This window comes from Neobacillus sp. DFD-2R (assembly GCF_057747865.1).
Genome location: NZ_CM173228.1, coordinates 1,465,472 through 1,480,840, shown reverse-complemented (window position 1 = coordinate 1,480,840; position 15,369 = coordinate 1,465,472). Strand labels below are relative to the sequence as shown.

General features: G+C 38.3%; 19 protein-coding genes. 1 reads left to right on the top strand and 18 read right to left on the bottom strand.

Annotation, left to right across the window (positions count from 1 at the left end):
* Nucleotides 1-7 precede the first annotated feature (7 nt).
* The 7 genes from sigK to AC3ANV_RS07120 form a co-directional block, all read right to left on the bottom strand.
* Entirely contained in the window at nucleotides 8-724 is a 717-nt protein-coding gene (gene sigK / locus AC3ANV_RS07150; protein WP_488312943.1) for an RNA polymerase sporulation sigma factor SigK, read from the bottom strand.
* Nucleotides 725-1,276: 552 nt separating this feature from the next.
* Nucleotides 1,277-1,408, bottom strand: coding sequence for a YrzI family small protein (locus AC3ANV_RS07145; protein ID WP_488312942.1), 132 nt, complete (start codon nucleotides 1,406-1,408; stop codon nucleotides 1,277-1,279).
* Between the two features lie 404 nt (nucleotides 1,409-1,812).
* A complete protein-coding gene (locus AC3ANV_RS07140) occupies nucleotides 1,813-2,073 on the bottom strand; it encodes a YrhC family protein (RefSeq protein ID WP_488312941.1) in 261 nt (86 codons plus the stop codon).
* A 128-nt stretch (nucleotides 2,074-2,201) separates the two neighbouring features.
* Nucleotides 2,202-3,338, bottom strand: coding sequence for a bifunctional cystathionine gamma-lyase/homocysteine desulfhydrase (locus AC3ANV_RS07135; RefSeq protein ID WP_488312940.1), 1,137 nt, complete (start codon nucleotides 3,336-3,338; stop codon nucleotides 2,202-2,204).
* A gap of 1 nt (nucleotide 3,339) precedes the next feature.
* Nucleotides 3,340-4,263 (bottom strand): PLP-dependent cysteine synthase family protein, encoded by a 924-nt coding sequence (locus AC3ANV_RS07130; RefSeq protein WP_488312939.1) that lies wholly within the window; start codon nucleotides 4,261-4,263, stop codon nucleotides 3,340-3,342.
* A gap of 19 nt (nucleotides 4,264-4,282) precedes the next feature.
* Nucleotides 4,283-4,978 carry a 5'-methylthioadenosine/S-adenosylhomocysteine nucleosidase gene (mtnN, locus tag AC3ANV_RS07125; RefSeq protein ID WP_488312938.1) on the bottom strand — a complete coding sequence of 232 codons (696 nt, stop codon included), beginning with the start codon at nucleotides 4,976-4,978 and terminating at the stop codon, nucleotides 4,283-4,285.
* Nucleotides 4,979-4,993: 15 nt separating this feature from the next.
* Nucleotides 4,994-5,632, bottom strand: a complete 639-nt coding sequence (locus AC3ANV_RS07120) for a class I SAM-dependent DNA methyltransferase (protein WP_488312937.1) — start codon at nucleotides 5,630-5,632, stop codon at nucleotides 4,994-4,996.
* 153 nt (nucleotides 5,633-5,785) lie between these two features.
* On the opposite strand from AC3ANV_RS07120, the gene AC3ANV_RS07115 reads away from it, so the two are divergent.
* Nucleotides 5,786-5,989: a DUF2536 family protein gene (locus AC3ANV_RS07115; protein WP_488312936.1), complete on the top strand. Its 204-nt coding sequence runs from the start codon at nucleotides 5,786-5,788 to the stop codon at nucleotides 5,987-5,989.
* 31 nt (nucleotides 5,990-6,020) lie between these two features.
* On the opposite strand, the gene AC3ANV_RS07110 is transcribed toward AC3ANV_RS07115, so the two are convergent.
* The 11 genes from AC3ANV_RS07110 to AC3ANV_RS07060 all read right to left on the bottom strand — a co-directional run bounded on the left by AC3ANV_RS07110 (nucleotide 6,021) and on the right by AC3ANV_RS07060 (nucleotide 15,317).
* A complete protein-coding gene (locus AC3ANV_RS07110) occupies nucleotides 6,021-6,683 on the bottom strand; it encodes a DUF1510 family protein (protein ID WP_488312935.1) in 663 nt (220 codons plus the stop codon).
* A gap of 80 nt (nucleotides 6,684-6,763) precedes the next feature.
* Nucleotides 6,764-8,518 carry a peptidoglycan D,D-transpeptidase FtsI family protein gene (locus tag AC3ANV_RS07105; RefSeq protein WP_488312934.1) on the bottom strand — a complete coding sequence of 585 codons (1,755 nt, stop codon included), beginning with the start codon at nucleotides 8,516-8,518 and terminating at the stop codon, nucleotides 6,764-6,766.
* Between the two features lie 62 nt (nucleotides 8,519-8,580).
* Nucleotides 8,581-9,057: a transcription elongation factor GreA gene (gene greA, locus AC3ANV_RS07100; RefSeq protein ID WP_488312933.1), complete on the bottom strand. Its 477-nt coding sequence runs from the start codon at nucleotides 9,055-9,057 to the stop codon at nucleotides 8,581-8,583.
* Nucleotides 9,058-9,228: 171 nt separating this feature from the next.
* Complete coding sequence (udk, locus tag AC3ANV_RS07095) at nucleotides 9,229-9,864, bottom strand: uridine kinase (RefSeq protein ID WP_488312932.1); 636 nt, start codon at nucleotides 9,862-9,864, stop codon at nucleotides 9,229-9,231.
* A gap of 1 nt (nucleotide 9,865) precedes the next feature.
* The gene (locus tag AC3ANV_RS07090; protein WP_488312931.1) at nucleotides 9,866-11,137 is read right to left on the bottom strand and encodes a peptidase U32 family protein; all 1,272 of its coding nucleotides are present in this window, start codon (nucleotides 11,135-11,137) and stop codon (nucleotides 9,866-9,868) included.
* 29 nt (nucleotides 11,138-11,166) lie between these two features.
* Complete coding sequence (locus AC3ANV_RS07085) at nucleotides 11,167-12,096, bottom strand: peptidase U32 family protein (protein WP_488312930.1); 930 nt, start codon at nucleotides 12,094-12,096, stop codon at nucleotides 11,167-11,169.
* Nucleotides 12,093-12,743, bottom strand: a complete 651-nt coding sequence (locus AC3ANV_RS07080; RefSeq protein WP_488312929.1) for an O-methyltransferase — start codon at nucleotides 12,741-12,743, stop codon at nucleotides 12,093-12,095. Before AC3ANV_RS07080 ends, AC3ANV_RS07085 begins: the two co-directional genes overlap by 4 nt.
* A gap of 242 nt (nucleotides 12,744-12,985) precedes the next feature.
* Complete coding sequence (mltG, locus tag AC3ANV_RS07075) at nucleotides 12,986-14,122, bottom strand: endolytic transglycosylase MltG (protein ID WP_488312928.1); 1,137 nt, start codon at nucleotides 14,120-14,122, stop codon at nucleotides 12,986-12,988.
* Between the two features lie 205 nt (nucleotides 14,123-14,327).
* Nucleotides 14,328-14,618, bottom strand: coding sequence for a DUF1292 domain-containing protein (locus tag AC3ANV_RS07070; RefSeq protein ID WP_488312927.1), 291 nt, complete (start codon nucleotides 14,616-14,618; stop codon nucleotides 14,328-14,330).
* A gap of 12 nt (nucleotides 14,619-14,630) precedes the next feature.
* Entirely contained in the window at nucleotides 14,631-15,047 is a 417-nt protein-coding gene (gene ruvX / locus AC3ANV_RS07065; RefSeq protein ID WP_488312926.1) for a Holliday junction resolvase RuvX, read from the bottom strand.
* A gap of 3 nt (nucleotides 15,048-15,050) precedes the next feature.
* The gene (locus tag AC3ANV_RS07060; RefSeq protein WP_488312925.1) at nucleotides 15,051-15,317 is read right to left on the bottom strand and encodes an IreB family regulatory phosphoprotein; all 267 of its coding nucleotides are present in this window, start codon (nucleotides 15,315-15,317) and stop codon (nucleotides 15,051-15,053) included.
* Nucleotides 15,318-15,369 lie beyond the last annotated feature (52 nt).

Below are 15,369 nucleotides of genomic sequence, written 5' to 3'. Positions count from 1 at the left end.
TGCTTTATTAACGGTTTTTTTTCCGTTCCTTTTCCGCTCGATAAAATTCGTGGAACATTTTCATAAGGGCCCGTTTCTCGATTCTGGAGACATAGCTTCTTGATATCCCCAGTTCCTTTGCAATTTCCCGCTGTGTTTTTTCTTTTTGCAGATCTAGCCCAAACCGGCCGATAATTACTTCTTTTTCCCGATCATCAAGTACATCAATATATTGTCTAATTTTTTCAAGCTCCATATTTAATTGAATCGTATCGATAACATCTTCTGATTCAGATTTGAGAACATCAATTAACGATATTTCATTTCCTTCTTTATCCTGACCAATCGGGTCATGCAGAGATACATCTTTTTTCGTTTTCTTAAGGGCACGCAAATGCATTAGGATTTCATTTTCAATACAACGAGCAGCGTAAGTAGCAAGCTTTGTGCCTTTTCCCTCTGAATAGCTTTCAATTGCTTTGATTAAGCCAATTGTTCCGATCGATATTAAATCCTCTGAATCCTCCCCGGTATTCTCAAATTTTTTTACTATGTGTGCAACCAGACGTAGATTATGTTCGATTAACATATTGCGGGCATGTGAATCTCCCTCTGCCATTAAGCGAAGGTATTTTCTTTCTTCCGCAGCAGAAAGGGGTTGAGGAAAAGCATTATTCTTCACGTATGAGACTAGAAATAAAAACTCTTTTACTAAATACCCGAGAGCTGTAAAAATTCCAGCCATTTACTTCCACCCCAACTTTCCTTAGACTATCGCCTATAACTAATTCCTATGAAGGGAGAAGTAAGATTGTGTCTGTCCATTGTATTTTATTTAAAAAAGATGAAAAAAAGCATCAACCTTTTACAAGGTCAATGCTTTTACATTGCTATTGTGCACTTACTTCAGCTGAAATCACGCAGCCAATCACCCCGGTAATGACGAAAGCCATTACAACCATAAATAACATATTCTCCACCCCTTTAAATTGACTCTGCTAATTTGAATTTATCATATTTTCACAGTATCTAACTCCAAGGAATGTGAACATTTTGTTAACAAATATTTCAAGCTATTAGCAAAAACCTATAACTATGATATCATTATCAGCCTTTTTTCATTAGTCGAAAGATAAGTGATAAAAATATAAAATGCACTGGCATTTGGCCACCTCCTGGTTAATATTACATTAGGTGGTATCTTTCATATCCCACAGGCTAGCCCCTCTTCCTTGCAATAGAAACATTATCATTTGTAAAACCACCCTTCCTTAATCAAATTTTTTACTCACATAAATTAACGCATGGAAATTTGACGATCTTTGTTTTGCTCATAAAGCTTTTCTACCATTTCCTGATGTTGCGCTTCTTCAGGACTTATCATTCGTTTTTTAATCGTAATCGAAAAGAATAAAATATTGAGGGTCATGTATTTTCACCTCCTTTAAAGTTAGCTAAACCTCCAACAACATTTCCAATTTATGCAATCCATATCCAAATGGCGAGAAAAAAGGGCACAAAAAGGCCGCAAAAAGCTCTCCTCCCTGCGGCCTGTTTTAAGACACAAAAATACCGCAAGGCGTCATTCTCCCTGCGGCATGGATATGTATTGTAACAAAAGCTGTTAAGCAATCCATTCCTGTCTGGTCGAATGCGTGATATTCAAATATAAATTTATTCCCCATTTACATGTTGACATCATGTTCTTCGACCTCCTTCGGAATTTTTAACTAACTATGGTAATTATATCCATAGTTAAACTTATTTGTAAACCATTTAATTGAAATTTTTTAAAAAATAGGCAAAAAAAATAAGCGCCCCAAAAGGGAACACTTATTTTTTCATTTGCACATCTTGGTTTTCTTCCATTTCAGACAACTTTATTTGGCATTTCTTTGATTGTATAAAAAATAAAATAGATACTGCAATAAAGGACACGGATGAAAGTATCATTATATTTAAATCGGCCGCACTTTTTGTTTCATTTGGAATGATAACTCCCAGATAGAAAAAAGCACCGACAGCTAATAAAACCGTAGCAAATCGTTTATAGTCCACCATTTTTTCATATAGATTTTTTGCTTGTGCTTTCATAATCATCACCTGCTTTTCTTAAAATCTACTTAACTACTTTAACACAAAATACAGCGTTAAAGAGAATGTAAATAATAGAAAAACAGGTAAGCAGAAAAGCCCGGCTTCATTTGAGCCGGGCCGGGAAACTACAATTCTAATGCTTGTTTTAAGTCCTCAATTAAATCTTCAGCATCCTCCAGGCCAACCGAAATCCGCACTAGGCCATCGGTGATTCCTAATTCCGCTCTCCGTTCAGCCGGTATTGAAGCATGTGTCATTCTTGCCGGAACGGAAATCAAACTTTCAACTGCTCCAAGACTTTCTGCTAAGGTAAAATAGTGAACTTTACTCAAAAGCCTGTCGGCATTTTCCGCACTTCCTACATCAAATGAAACCATTCCCCCAAAGCCTCTTGCCTGTTTTTTGGCAATTTCATGATTTGGATGGGTTTCAAGGCCTGGATAGTATACTTTTTTTACAGCAGGATGTCCATTTAGAAATTCAACAATTGCTGAAGTATTGGCCTCCATTTCTTCTAGGCGTATACCTAACGTTCTAATTCCCCGGATTAACAAAAATGAATCCTGAGGACCTAATATGCCGCCTGTAGAATTCTGCACAAAGTGAAGATCTTTTGCGAGCTCCTCACTATTAACAACAACTAAACCTGCAACGACATCGCTATGACCCCCAAGGTATTTGGTTGCACTATGCAAAACAATATCGGCACCAAGCTCGATTGGATTTTGCCAGTAAGGAGTTGAAAAAGTGTTATCAACTATTGTCAACAGATTATGTTCTTTCGAAAGCTTTGCTGCCGCTTCAATATCTGTAACCTTTAATAGCGGGTTAGTGGGTGTTTCTAAATAAATAGCTTTTGTATTTGGTCTAATTTCACTGGTGATATTTGCCAAATTGCTTGTATCAACAAAAGTGGAATCGATGCCAAATCGGTTCAATACCTTCGTTATAACCCGAAATGTTCCACCGTAAACATCATCCGTTAAAATGACGTGATCACCGCTGTTAAATAGCATAATAACCGCAGTAATCGCAGCCATACCGGAACCAAATGCAAAACCGGCTTTACCGCCTTCAATATCTTTAATTAACTCTTCAAGTGCATTTCTGGTCGGGTTGCCCGTTCTTGAATATTCGAAACCTTTATGACCGCCTACACCTTCTTGTTTATAGGTGCTTACTTGATAAATTGGAAAAGTCACTGCACCTGTGGCAGGGTCATTACTAATTCCGCCGTGAATTAATTGAGTTTTTCTTTTCAAACTAAATACCTCCTTCAAAAATCTTCTTGCTCAAGTATCGCTCACTGCCATCCGGAAATATAACTACGATATTGGTTCCCGGTTTTGCCGCTTTTGCCTCTACTAGTGCTGCTTCGAAGGCTGCGCCGGATGAGCTGCCAGTAAGAAGACCTTCTTTCTCTGCTAATTCTTTCACACGTTTGAATGATACTTCATCGGAAATTGTATGAATGGAATTAAAATAGGTTGGATCCATATATCCAGGTAGGAATTCCATCCCAATACCTTCTGTTTTATGCGGACCGGATTCTCCGCCATTTAAGATTGAGCCTTCCGGTTCAACAATTACTGTCTTAATATCCTGTTTTTGATCCTTTAAATATCGGGCCGTTCCCATAAATGTACCGCCCGTCCCTGCACCGGCAACAAAGATATCAATTTTACCATCCATTTGGTCCCAAAGTTCAGGCCCCAGCGTCTTATAATAGGTTTCAGGATTGGCAGGATTGGCAAATTGCTGCGGACAATACGAATTAGGTATTTCTTTTAGGAGTTCCTCAGCTCTGGCAATGGCCCCTTTCATACCTCTTTCAGTAGGTGTATGAACTATTTTTGCTCCTAACGCTTTCATTAGATCCTGCTTTTCGATACTGAACTTCTCAGGAACGCATAAAATAACCTGTATTCCTTTATTTATGGCTGCCAGAGCTAAGCCGATGCCAGTATTCCCTGCCGTTGGTTCGATAACTGTACCGCCCTCACGCAACTTTCCACTTGCAAAAGCGTCTTTTAACAGCTCCAAGCCCAGCCGGTCTTTGACACTGCCTCCAGGGTTCATGAATTCCAGTTTTGCAAACATCCGAACACCCTGAGGCATTGAAAATTGTGTAATTTCTACTATTGGTGTATGCCCGATTAATTCATGGACATTTTTATAAACATTCATATTCTCATTCCTTCTGCTACTAACTTAAGGATGCTACCATTTTCATAACAAGGGTAGCAGAATGTTGTGCTGCTTTATCTAGAAATTGATCAAAAGAGACATTAGATTCTTTACCTGCTATATCAGAAAGTGAACGAATAATGACGAATGGAACATTAAACTGATGAGCCACTTGAGCAATGGCTGCGGCTTCCATTTCAACCGCCTGTAAATTCTCAAATTTAGTTCGAACAAAATCCACTCTTACAGGGTCATTCATGAACGAATCCCCTGTTGCAATTAATCCTTTTACAATTTGAATTTCCTCAATTTCCCTTGAGGCTGTCTCAGCAGCTGCCACCAATTTTTCATCTGCCAAAAACGCAGCAGGTAATTGCGGAACTTGACCGTACTCATACCCAAAAGCCGTGACATCTACGTCGTGATGACGAACCTCCGTTGAAATAACAGCATCACCGACATTAAGGGATGGATTATAGCCGCCGGCAGACCCGGTATTGATAATGCAGTCAGGCTTATATTTTTCAAGTAAAATTGTTGTAGACATTGCTGCATTAACCTTACCAATCCCGGAGCGCAGCAAAATTACATCTGCACCGTGCATTTTGCCAAACGTAAATTCACACCCTGCAACCGTCTCTATTTTCCTTTCTTCGATATTGTCACGTAGTAAAGTTACTTCTTCTTCCATTGCTCCAATGATGGCGATTTTCATTACTAGACCTCTTTCTTATTGTTTTACGCCTTCCATTAACCAGACAAAATCGTTGCACCTTCTGAACGAAACGCTAAAATTATTATTTTCTAATATATTCTTCAGTACTGGAATTGTCGTATAGTATTCAGTTTCCAAATCATTTGCCAGGTTATGAAAGCCCTCATTTTTTGCTTTTACGATTGCACTTTTATAATCTTCCTCGGATTCATACATCGTATCCGCAAACACTATTTTACCACCTTTTGAAAGGATGTTGCCATAGTGGGCAATTGCTTGTGCTTTTTCATCATTTGTTAGATGATGAAAAGCATACGTACTGACAAAGGTATCTATATTTTTCAGTTCAGGAAATTGAAGAAAATCCCCATCAAGAATCATCGCTTCACCATTAAGCTTTTTTTCGGCAATTTTCCTCATGGAAGGGGATGGTTCAATGCCCGTAACTGTCAAACCGTTTGCTAACAGCTTTTTCGTCAAGTTCCCTGTTCCCACTCCGAATTCGACAACATGACCAATTGAAAGTTGGGCGACTTTTTCTAATATTTTTTCATAGTGCGAGAAAACTTCTTTATATTCCGGGTCTTGGCCGATAACTGTATTATCATATGAATCAGCCCATTGCTCAAATAAGGCTAGAAATTCTCTACCCATAAATCCACACCCCAAACATATAATTCCTATATGTATACTATGGATTAATTTAAAACCTGTTCCAATTTAACATATCCGCTTAATTAATTCAACAAATACATTGATTGTATGAAAATAAATCTCTAAAATATAACCAGTAGAAAGGGGGAGCCTATGAATTTTCAAATTGATTTTATAGACGATAAGGTGGAATTTTTTGAAGCCAATAATCTTAAAACATTACAAAAGAAAATTGAAGCGCAAATTGAAGAAAACAGAGCAATCTTACTTGCTGTTCATTCTGTATCCCATCAAATGCATGTTAACGAAAACGGTCAAACATATTTTACAGCTGTCGTTCATTTTAAAAAGAAATAGGATGGTACCCATTTTTGGGCCCATCCTTCCATTATCTTTGGATTTCTGAAAGTTCTTCTACTTTGGTCGGTTTCCAGCCCTGTCCATCAACCCATTGGAGATACACTTTATATTTTTGCTGTTTATCCTTGGAAGAGACAGTTCCGACAGAACCGTTGGTTGTCGATTTATCCCTTCCTAAAAACCAAACCGTCATATTGCTGCGGTCTAATCCCGTCGCTGAGGTAATAGCATTTAACATTTCCTGCCAATCAGCTGAACTGGAATCATAAACTGTTGTGTGCTGACCTGTTTGTGATGTGCCGGCAGGTTTCCAATCAGGATTTTCGATTGATTTTGTGACATTGGGAGTGCTGCCTCCATCAGTAACCACCGCCTGTGATTGATCCGCCGTACCTGGAGTGGAAGCTTCCGCACTTTGCTCTTCATTGGCGGAGGTTGTATTGTCAGTGTTGTTATTACTCTTTTTAGCAGTATTACTTTTTTTGCTTTCTTTATGTACAGTCTGCTTTTGTGCGGTAGAAGAACCTTCCTTGTTTGTTGATGCTTTGTCATCACCTGATGAAAAAATATTGTATGCAACAAAGATAATTAATGCAAGTACAATAACAATTAAGCCATTCAATATGATATTCGTTTTCTTTCTTTTGGCCCGGGTTCCTGAACGCGAACCGGATTGGAAATCGTTACTCAATTTATATCCCTCCTATAAAATAAGGCTGTGAACATTCTAACATGTTTTACTAAGAACTTGAAGGGAAAACCTTGCCACTCTTAATGTCCTTGATCTTTGTCATATATCATCCTCACCATATCTGCAAATAAAGGATTCACACCACCGTCATTATCTAATACATCCAAATTCACTGCTACAAGAGCATATTTAGGATTTTTGTACGGAAAGTAACCGGCAAACCATTTATTATGTAGCTGCTTCCCATTTTCATATTTTCCTGTTTCTGCTGTACCTGATTTTCCTGCAACATCATAAGGAAGGTTCTGAAACCATTTTCCCGTCCCATTCGGGTTAAGGACCACTTCCCTTAATAGTTTTTGCAGCTTCATTGCCGTATATGGTGAAATTGAATCACCCTTTAGTTCCTGCTCAGGAAAATTCACCATCGCCGTGCCGTTTTTATACTCAATTTTCGAGGCTACTCTAACCATTTCTTTTTTTCCGCCTCTTGCAATCGTGGCCATCATATTGGCTACTGCTAATGGGGTGGCTCGAACCTCATGCTGCCCAATTCCGGACATCGCTGCAAAATTGGGGTCCTTTCTTGCATCATCAGTTAAAAAAATTCGTCCTTTGTCTTCATCAGCAATTTGTTTGAAGTCACTGGTATGATAGACATCTCCTTGCCAGCCGACTGGTCCGGTTAATGACAATTTAGCTGCATATTCTTCTAAAAGATGTGAGTCCATTTTTTGCAGATTTTTTGCAAGCTCACCAAAAGTATGATTACAACTTCTTGCAAAGCTATCGGCAAAATTCAACAAGCCATAATTATATTTCAATTCGGGGTCGCCATTTATTTTTTTGCTGCAATCAAAAAGACGAGAGGGACTATCAAGATTATAATCAATGGCCGCGGCTGCTACAACGGTTTTAAATACAGAGCCCATGATTTGCTGTTTAACCATTTGATTTGTAATTCCACCGCTATAGGGGTTATTCTTATTGATCATTGGACGTGATACAGACGCTAAGACACTATTATCCTGAATATTAAGGAGAACCAGCCCTCCGTTATGAATTTGATACCGATTAACTAAATCCTCTGCTTTTTGCTGCATGTCTTTATCAATGGTAGTTCGTACATTGACCGGGTAAAACGGATTGGCCGGGTCTACATACTTGACATTAATGCCAAACAACGGTGCACCGTCTCCGTCGACATGATAAACAAGCTTCGATTTACCATCGGGAAGCAGAAATTCATCAAAGCTTTCCTCAAGTCCGGACACGCCTATTAATGTCTGTTCCGATAGGCCTTTATTGGGATAACGCTTTTTTAGTTCTTGTGGATTTTCTCCTGTTAAACCAATTAACTGTTCAGCCGGAACCTTTGATCGTTCATATTTTTTTTCAATAGCAAAAACACCGGGGATCTTTAACGCATTTATTCTCTCCATCTGTAAAGCTGTCAGCTCAAATGGATTCGGGTCGCCATAAGCAAAAGGCTTTTTGGCGTTTTCAACGGCTAGTTTTAAAAAATTACCGGGAATCCCGGTTATCGAGGAAACTTTGGTAATGCTCCAATCTATCTTTTTTAAAAAAGGAAAGAGAACTAATACGGGTACCTTTTTATGTGTGAGCATATTCCCATTTCGATCAAGAAAATTCCCTCTGCCATTATCAATGACCACTTCCTGTGTTCTTTGATGGACACTTTCCTCCAATAAATTAATATTGTGTTTAGAAAAGGTCTTAGTTTCAAATAACTGAATTTGCATTAGCCTTACTATAAGCAAGATAAAGCAGGTTATACATATGATTAGCCATTCCTTAGCACGCCTTTTCCACATAAAAAACACCTCGTCAAAAGTTTTGACGAGGTTTTACTTTTTTAACCTTGATAACGCTTTAATTACTTTATAGTAACAATACGGACGCTCATTTCACCGCCAGGTGTTTGAACAGAAACTTGATCACCGACTTTTTTACCTAATAAGCTTTTGGCAATTGGAGAATCGTTCGAAATTTTCCCTTCAAACGGATCTGCCTCAGCACTTCCGACAATGGTATACGTTTCTTCTTCACCATCAGGAAGTTCAACAAATGTAACTGATCGCCCTAATGCTACAGTGTCACTCGTCATTTCGCCTTCTTCAATGATCTTAGCATTACGAATCATATTTTCAAGTGTGGTAATACGCCCTTCAACAAAAGCTTGTTCTTCCTTTGCGGAATCGTACTCGGAGTTTTCCGATAAATCACCGAAGCTTCTGGCAATTTTAATTCTTTCAACAACTTCTTTACGTTTAACGGATTTTAAGTATTCAAGCTCCTGTACTAGTTTGTCCTTACCTGCCTGTGTCATTGGAAATACTTTTTCTGCAGCCAAAACTCTCACTCCTTCTAGTCTTCACAATCCCCCAAAGAATCGTGTATGTAAGTATGTAGGTATTATGCCCTTGGCACAAATACATAGGAGCGCGTCCTTGTATATAAGGGCGCGCGGGTAAAAATATTTATCCATAATGGATTAAATTAGGTTATATCTTTTGCTATTGTTTCATAAAATTGACTTTTGTTCAAGAATTGTTTGAATTTTTGTGACCATTAAATCAATAGCAACATGGTTATGCCCGCCTTCAGGGATAATAATATCCGCATACCGCTTGGTTGGTTCAATAAACTGGTTATGCATTGGACGGACAACATTCACATATTGTTCAATCACAGAATCCATTGTCCTGCCACGGTCTTTTATATCACGCATTAATCGACGGATTATTCTTAAGTCCGCGTCAGTGTCTACGTACAGTTTAATGTCCATTAAATTTCTAAGACGCTCATCTTCAAGAACGAGTATCCCTTCTAAAATAATAACATCTTTTGGTTCGACCGGAATGATTTTCTCTGAACGTGTATGCAAAGAATAATCATAAACCGGTTTTTCAATCAATTCAAACCGTAAAAGTTTTTCTAAATGTTCTATTAGTAAATCATTATCGAACGCAAGCGGATGATCATAATTCGTTTTAAGACGCTCCTCAAATGGCAAATCGCTTTGATCCTTATAATAATAATCCTGTTCAATCATTAAAATGGAATGTCCCTTAAAGCTTTCATAAATTGCTTTTGTTACACTGGTCTTTCCGGAGCCGGAGCCCCCGGTTACACCAATAACAACCGGTTTGCGCATCAACCTAGTTCTCCTTTCGCATCATGTTGTTAGGGTAAACCGGTTTGTCCAATTTAAATTGTACAATCTGAAGTGGATGTCTTGCAGCGTCCAGTTCATTACCTTTTTCATCCCATATCTTATCAATCACATGAGTAAAGTTTTGAATTTCCGGTCCGAAGAATTCTACTTCGTCACCTGGTCTAAAATGGTTTCGCTGTTGCAGCGTAACCATCTGTGTTTCAGGATTATAATCTACTACAAGACCGACAAATTCAAACTTTGTCTTCTTGCTATGATTACCAAACATTTGCTCTTTATACCCGGGCACACCTTCAAAAAATGCAGGTGCTGTTTCACGGTTTGCACACTTGTCAAGTTCTTCTAACCATTCACGCTGAATGACAAAATTATCCGGGTCGGCACAATATTCATCAATAACCTTACGATAAACACTAACCACGGTAGCGATATAGTGTATGGACTTCATTCTGCCTTCGATTTTTAAGCTGTCAATTCCGAGCTCAATCATTTGTGGAATCGCCTGTATTAAATTAAGATCCTTCGGGCTCATGGCAAAAGGAGCATCATTTTCTTCGAACAATGGTATCTCCTTATCATTTCCTTCCAGTTTATAAAGATCATAATCCCAGCGGCATGATTGACAGCAGCCGCCACGGTTTGAATCTCTTGCTGTCATATGGTTACTTAATGTACAGCGTCCGGAATAAGCTATACACATGGCACCATGGATGAAGGTTTCAATCTCAATATCAACCTTTTCCTTCATTTCTTTAATCTCTTCTGCACTGGTTTCTCGAGCCAGTACTACACGCTCCAGCCCTTCTTCTTTCCAAAATTGGACTGCCTTCCAGTTGGAAAGGGATTGCTGTGTACTCAAATGGATTTCAATTTCCGGTGCCACCATGCGGCAAGTCTCAATAATTAGCGGGTCAGCGACAATAATGCCGGCGACACCTGCCTCTTTTAAACCTGTAAGATATTCCTCTAATCCATCGATATTTTCATTGTGGGCATATATATTCGTTGTTACGTAAATTTTTGCCCCGTATTTCTTAGCGAACTCAACGCCTTCTTTCATTTCTTCAAACGTAAAATTATCTGCGTTTGAGCGGAGGCCATATTCTTGACCGCCGAGAAATACGGCATCTGCTCCATATTGAACAGCGATTTTTAATTTCTCAAGATTACCGGCAGGAGCAAGAAGTTCCGGCTTTCTTACAATGACACGCTTACCATTGATAATCTCAGAAATTTTATCTTTAAATTCACTCATTGTTGCATACCCTCCTTTTTAAAAAAGTATTAATAAACCGTTTCTTTGAAAAAGAATCCCGTGTCTAATGGACGATTGGCCGGCTGAATTTCTTCCATAGCTGCTAAAAGCTCATCTTTTTTGCTATCGTAGAGGTCCGGATCTTCAAAATATAGGTCAATAGCTTCTCTGTAAGCTTTTGTAACGGCAAGAATGTACTCAGGGCTTTTCAATATCCCATCAATTTTAAAGGAGTCCACACCGGCCTCAAACATCTCTTGAAGTTCGTCAATTATACAAATATCATTAGGGCTCATGATATGCGTTCCATTTTCATCTTCAAAAATTGGATATTTATTAGCTCGTTCCTTATCATGTAAAAACATCTTTTCCTGCATTTTACGATTCTCAATTTCCATTACTTTTCCTTGATACTCATAATAATTGCCGAGAAGAGATCGCTTGGATTGGAACATGCAGCTCATTCCATGAACCTGTACTTCAATTTCCACCTCTGCATGCTCTTTCATTTCAACGATTGAATCCATGTTAATTTCACGGGCAAGAACAGCTCTTTTTGCTCCTTTTCTGCCCCAATAGTTACAAGTATACCAGTTGGTTCCTGTTGTTTCTGTATTCCAATGAAGTTTCATCGTTGGTGCCGTTTCCCGTGCGGCCATTAACACTGCAGGGTCCCCAAAAATGATGGCATCTGCAGATGTCTCTGCAGCAAATCGAATATAGTTACTTAATTCTTCAATTTTCTCATTATGAAAAATAGCATTCATAGCTATATATACTTTTTTCCCTTTAGAGTGAGCAAGTTCTACTGCCTGCTTTATTTCTTTACGGTTAAATTCACCTGCAAGACGCAAACCATATCTTTGTTCTCCTACAACGAACGCATCTGCACCTGCTTCACAAAGTGGAAGTATATCAGCAGTTGTAAGTGGCGTTACTAATAGTTCCGGTTTTTTCATTTGACTTCACCTCTTTTTTTGCTAATCGCAACCCCATCCCCTACAGGCAGGATTACGGAATGATAATCAGGATGAGACATTAACCAGTGGTTAAATTCATCTATTTTCTTCACAAGATTACGGATTCTCTTTGACTCAATCTCAGTTTCGGTCACTAATCCCTTAAATAATACATTGTCTGTAATAATGATTCCGTCCTCATGAAGATATTTCGAATAAATCTCAAAGAATTTTTTATATTGACCTTTAGCAGCGTCCACAAAAATAACGTCATAGGGGGCATGTACATGTACTAAGTCCTCTACTTCGAGTGCATCACCCTTGATCAGTGTAATTTGATCATTGTTTCCCGATCGGGTGATAAAATCTTCCGCTAGCTGAAAACGGTCCTCGTCCCTCTCAATCGTTACGATCTTCGCATCAGGTAAAGCATAGGCCATTCTTAATGCTGAATAACCTATCGCCGTTCCCACCTCAAGAATGTTTTTTGCCTGATGGATCCGCATTAATTGGAGCATCGTTTCAATTCCCGCCAACTCCATAATTGGGACATTATGCTTTTTCGCAAACTCCTCCATTTCCGTTAACAATGGATTTCGTTCGGAAATAAGATCTTCAATATAAGAATGCAGCTTCTCATTTAACAAGAAGCGCTCACCTCTATCCTTTAAAAGCATGCTTGCTTTAATAATGTTCTTAGACATGAAAAAATAGCGTTCACAGAAAACTTACGTCTCAGGCGGAATAGGATTCCGAATGAATTCGTTTAGGGCAGGAACTGCCGCAAAAGTAACTAACTGTGAGTAACGCTATAGATTATTTATTAAAACACTTGAACTATTTTATCACAAAAAAAGGAGGAATGCTAACAATCCTCCTTTGGACTCATTTATTTTTTATTGGAAATAAACTTTGCTTTTTCTTGATTATGTTCTTCAAGTGTCTTGGAAAAAATGATGCTTCCATCAGGTGCCGCAAGGAAATAATAATAATCCGTGTTATCCGGATTTAATGCAGCTTCAATTGAGACCTTCCCTGCATTTGAAATTGGTCCTGGGGGGAGCCCTGTGTTTTTGTAAGTATTATAGGGTGAAATCACTTCTAAATCCTGATATAAAACTCTCTCTTTATGTTTCCCTTGAGCATAAAGAACAGTAGGATCCGTTTGCAAAGGCATTCCCTTTTTCAGGCGGTTATAGAAAACACTTGAAATCTTTTTACGGTCAGCTTTTGCAGTTGCCTCTTCTTCGATTAGAGAAGCCATGGTTATCAATTGATGAATTGAAAGATGTTTGTTTTTACTTTCTTGAGAATAATCAGCTAAAACAGTTTGTGTTTTATTAAGCATCGCCGTAACCATTTCTTCAACAGTAGGATTTGGCTTATAAAAAGAATAGGTTGCAGGGAATAAATACCCTTCAAGCGGGTACTTCACTTTGCTATTGATAATTTCACTCGTTAGTAAATCAGGATATTTAACCATAAGCTTATTAATTAATGCCTTGTCATTTAGTCCCTTAAATACTTCATCATCTGTTTTATTTATAGCCTTTGCCATAATATGGGCAATTTCCTGTAATTGCTGCCCTTCAGGTATGATTATTTTAAATGCAGCGTTTTGCAGGACTTTACCTGTTTTCAAGCGGTTTAGGATTTCAGGAATGTCCATTGAAGGACTTAATTCGTATTCACCCGCCATAAAACCGCCCTCATTTTTTAATTTAACATAGTATTTAAAAACCTTTGCGTTTTTAATAATTCCCTTTGATTCTAATTTTTCGCCAATACCGGCCACCGATGATCCGATTGGAATATCAACCTTTTTTACTAGTTTGCTTTTCGGATCAACCGGTTTCAGTGCAGAGTGTATGTATAGATAGCCTCCACCGCCTATTAGGACTATTAATAAAATAATGACAATGGAGATTATCATGACAATTTTTCTGACAATCTTCGCTTCACCTTGATGTTCTAGTAATTTTTGCCGAATAATATCTTTTATTGTGTCTTTTTCGTCTGTTGCCATTGAACTCCCCCTCATTTTGGTCAGTGAAACTAAAACGCATCTTTCACGAATATTCATTGTTATTTGTAAATAATTATAATTTACGCATCGTAATTATTTCAGCATACAGCGCGGAAAATGTCAATTTATCTATAAATTTGACGGTTTTTAGCAATAAACAAAAAAGAAGAACCGGCCATTTAGAGGCCGGTTCTTCTTTTTTGTTCTATTCTTCCTCGTCTTGTTCTTCAAGGAAGGTATTAAGCATTTCTTCGATCATATCCCATTCCTCGTCTGTTTCGATTGGCATTAATTCGCCATCTTCACCATCTTCAGTTGGAATAAACGCAGAAGCATGAATTTCGATATCATCGTCATCATCTTCCTCAGCACCAATTGGATAATACAAAACATATGACTTTTTAAATTCATCTGAATCAAATGTGAAAAGCACTTCACATAATTGTTCATTTCCATCTTCATCTACGACTGTAATATTATTTTCTCCGTGAGCCATTTCTTCACCTCATTAATTTTTGCTATCAAGATAGCCTTGCAGTATCATCACTGCAGCCATTTTATCGATAACTTTTTTCCGCTTTTTTCTGCTTACATCTGCTTCCAGCAGAACACGCTCCGCTGCCATTGTTGTTAAGCGCTCATCCCATAAAACGGTTGGGACTTCATATTGTCTTTCGATTTCACTAGCATATTTCTGACTTGCTTCACCACGCGGTCCAATTGTACCGTTCATATTTTTAGGCAGCCCGATTACTACTTGGCTAACTTGATACTCTTTTATTAATTGACCAATTTCATCAAAACCAAACTCATTTTTTTCTTCATTGATTTTGAGAGTTTTGAGGCCTTGTGCAGTCCAACCCAGTTCATCGCTTAGAGCAACACCAACTGTCTTAGAGCCTACATCCAATCCCAATATGCGCATTCCTTAACCCTCTCGTTGTTGTTTTAGATAGGATTTAACCAATTCTTCAATAATTTCGTCCCGTTCAAGCTTCCGGATAATATTGCGGGCATCCCGATGTCTCGGGATATAGGCAGGGTCTCCGGACAATAGGTAACCAACAATTTGATTGATAGGATTATATCCTTTTTCCTGCAAGGCTTCATAAACTTGAAAAAGAACTTCATTTACGTCATGTTCAAAGGGCTCTTCAGGAAAATTAAATCGCATCGTTTTATCAAATGAGCTCATTTCATGCACCTCGCATTTTTTTAGAGGAGAGAATTGTATTAGTTACCTACAT

Coding starts and splice junctions, on each gene's coding strand:
- AC3ANV_RS07130 (WP_488312939.1), bottom strand. CDS start 4,263: ATGAATGTTTATAAAAATGTCCATGAATTAATCGGGCATACACCAATA.
- AC3ANV_RS07105 (WP_488312934.1), bottom strand. CDS start 8,518: ATGTGGAAAAGGCGTGCTAAGGAATGGCTAATCATATGTATAACCTGC.
- AC3ANV_RS07115 (WP_488312936.1), top strand. CDS start 5,786: ATGAATTTTCAAATTGATTTTATAGACGATAAGGTGGAATTTTTTGAA.
- AC3ANV_RS07090 (WP_488312931.1), bottom strand. CDS start 11,137: ATGAGTGAATTTAAAGATAAAATTTCTGAGATTATCAATGGTAAGCGT.
- AC3ANV_RS07070 (WP_488312927.1), bottom strand. CDS start 14,618: ATGGCTCACGGAGAAAATAATATTACAGTCGTAGATGAAGATGGAAAT.
- sigK (WP_488312943.1), bottom strand. CDS start 724: ATGGCTGGAATTTTTACAGCTCTCGGGTATTTAGTAAAAGAGTTTTTA.
- ruvX (WP_488312926.1), bottom strand. CDS start 15,047: ATGCGCATATTGGGATTGGATGTAGGCTCTAAGACAGTTGGTGTTGCT.
- AC3ANV_RS07145 (WP_488312942.1), bottom strand. CDS start 1,408: ATGACCCTCAATATTTTATTCTTTTCGATTACGATTAAAAAACGAATG.
- AC3ANV_RS07120 (WP_488312937.1), bottom strand. CDS start 5,632: ATGGGTAGAGAATTTCTAGCCTTATTTGAGCAATGGGCTGATTCATAT.
- mltG (WP_488312928.1), bottom strand. CDS start 14,122: ATGGCAACAGACGAAAAAGACACAATAAAAGATATTATTCGGCAAAAA.
- mtnN (WP_488312938.1), bottom strand. CDS start 4,978: ATGAAAATCGCCATCATTGGAGCAATGGAAGAAGAAGTAACTTTACTA.
- AC3ANV_RS07140 (WP_488312941.1), bottom strand. CDS start 2,073: ATGAAAGCACAAGCAAAAAATCTATATGAAAAAATGGTGGACTATAAA.
- AC3ANV_RS07085 (WP_488312930.1), bottom strand. CDS start 12,096: ATGAAAAAACCGGAACTATTAGTAACGCCACTTACAACTGCTGATATA.
- AC3ANV_RS07060 (WP_488312925.1), bottom strand. CDS start 15,317: ATGAGCTCATTTGATAAAACGATGCGATTTAATTTTCCTGAAGAGCCC.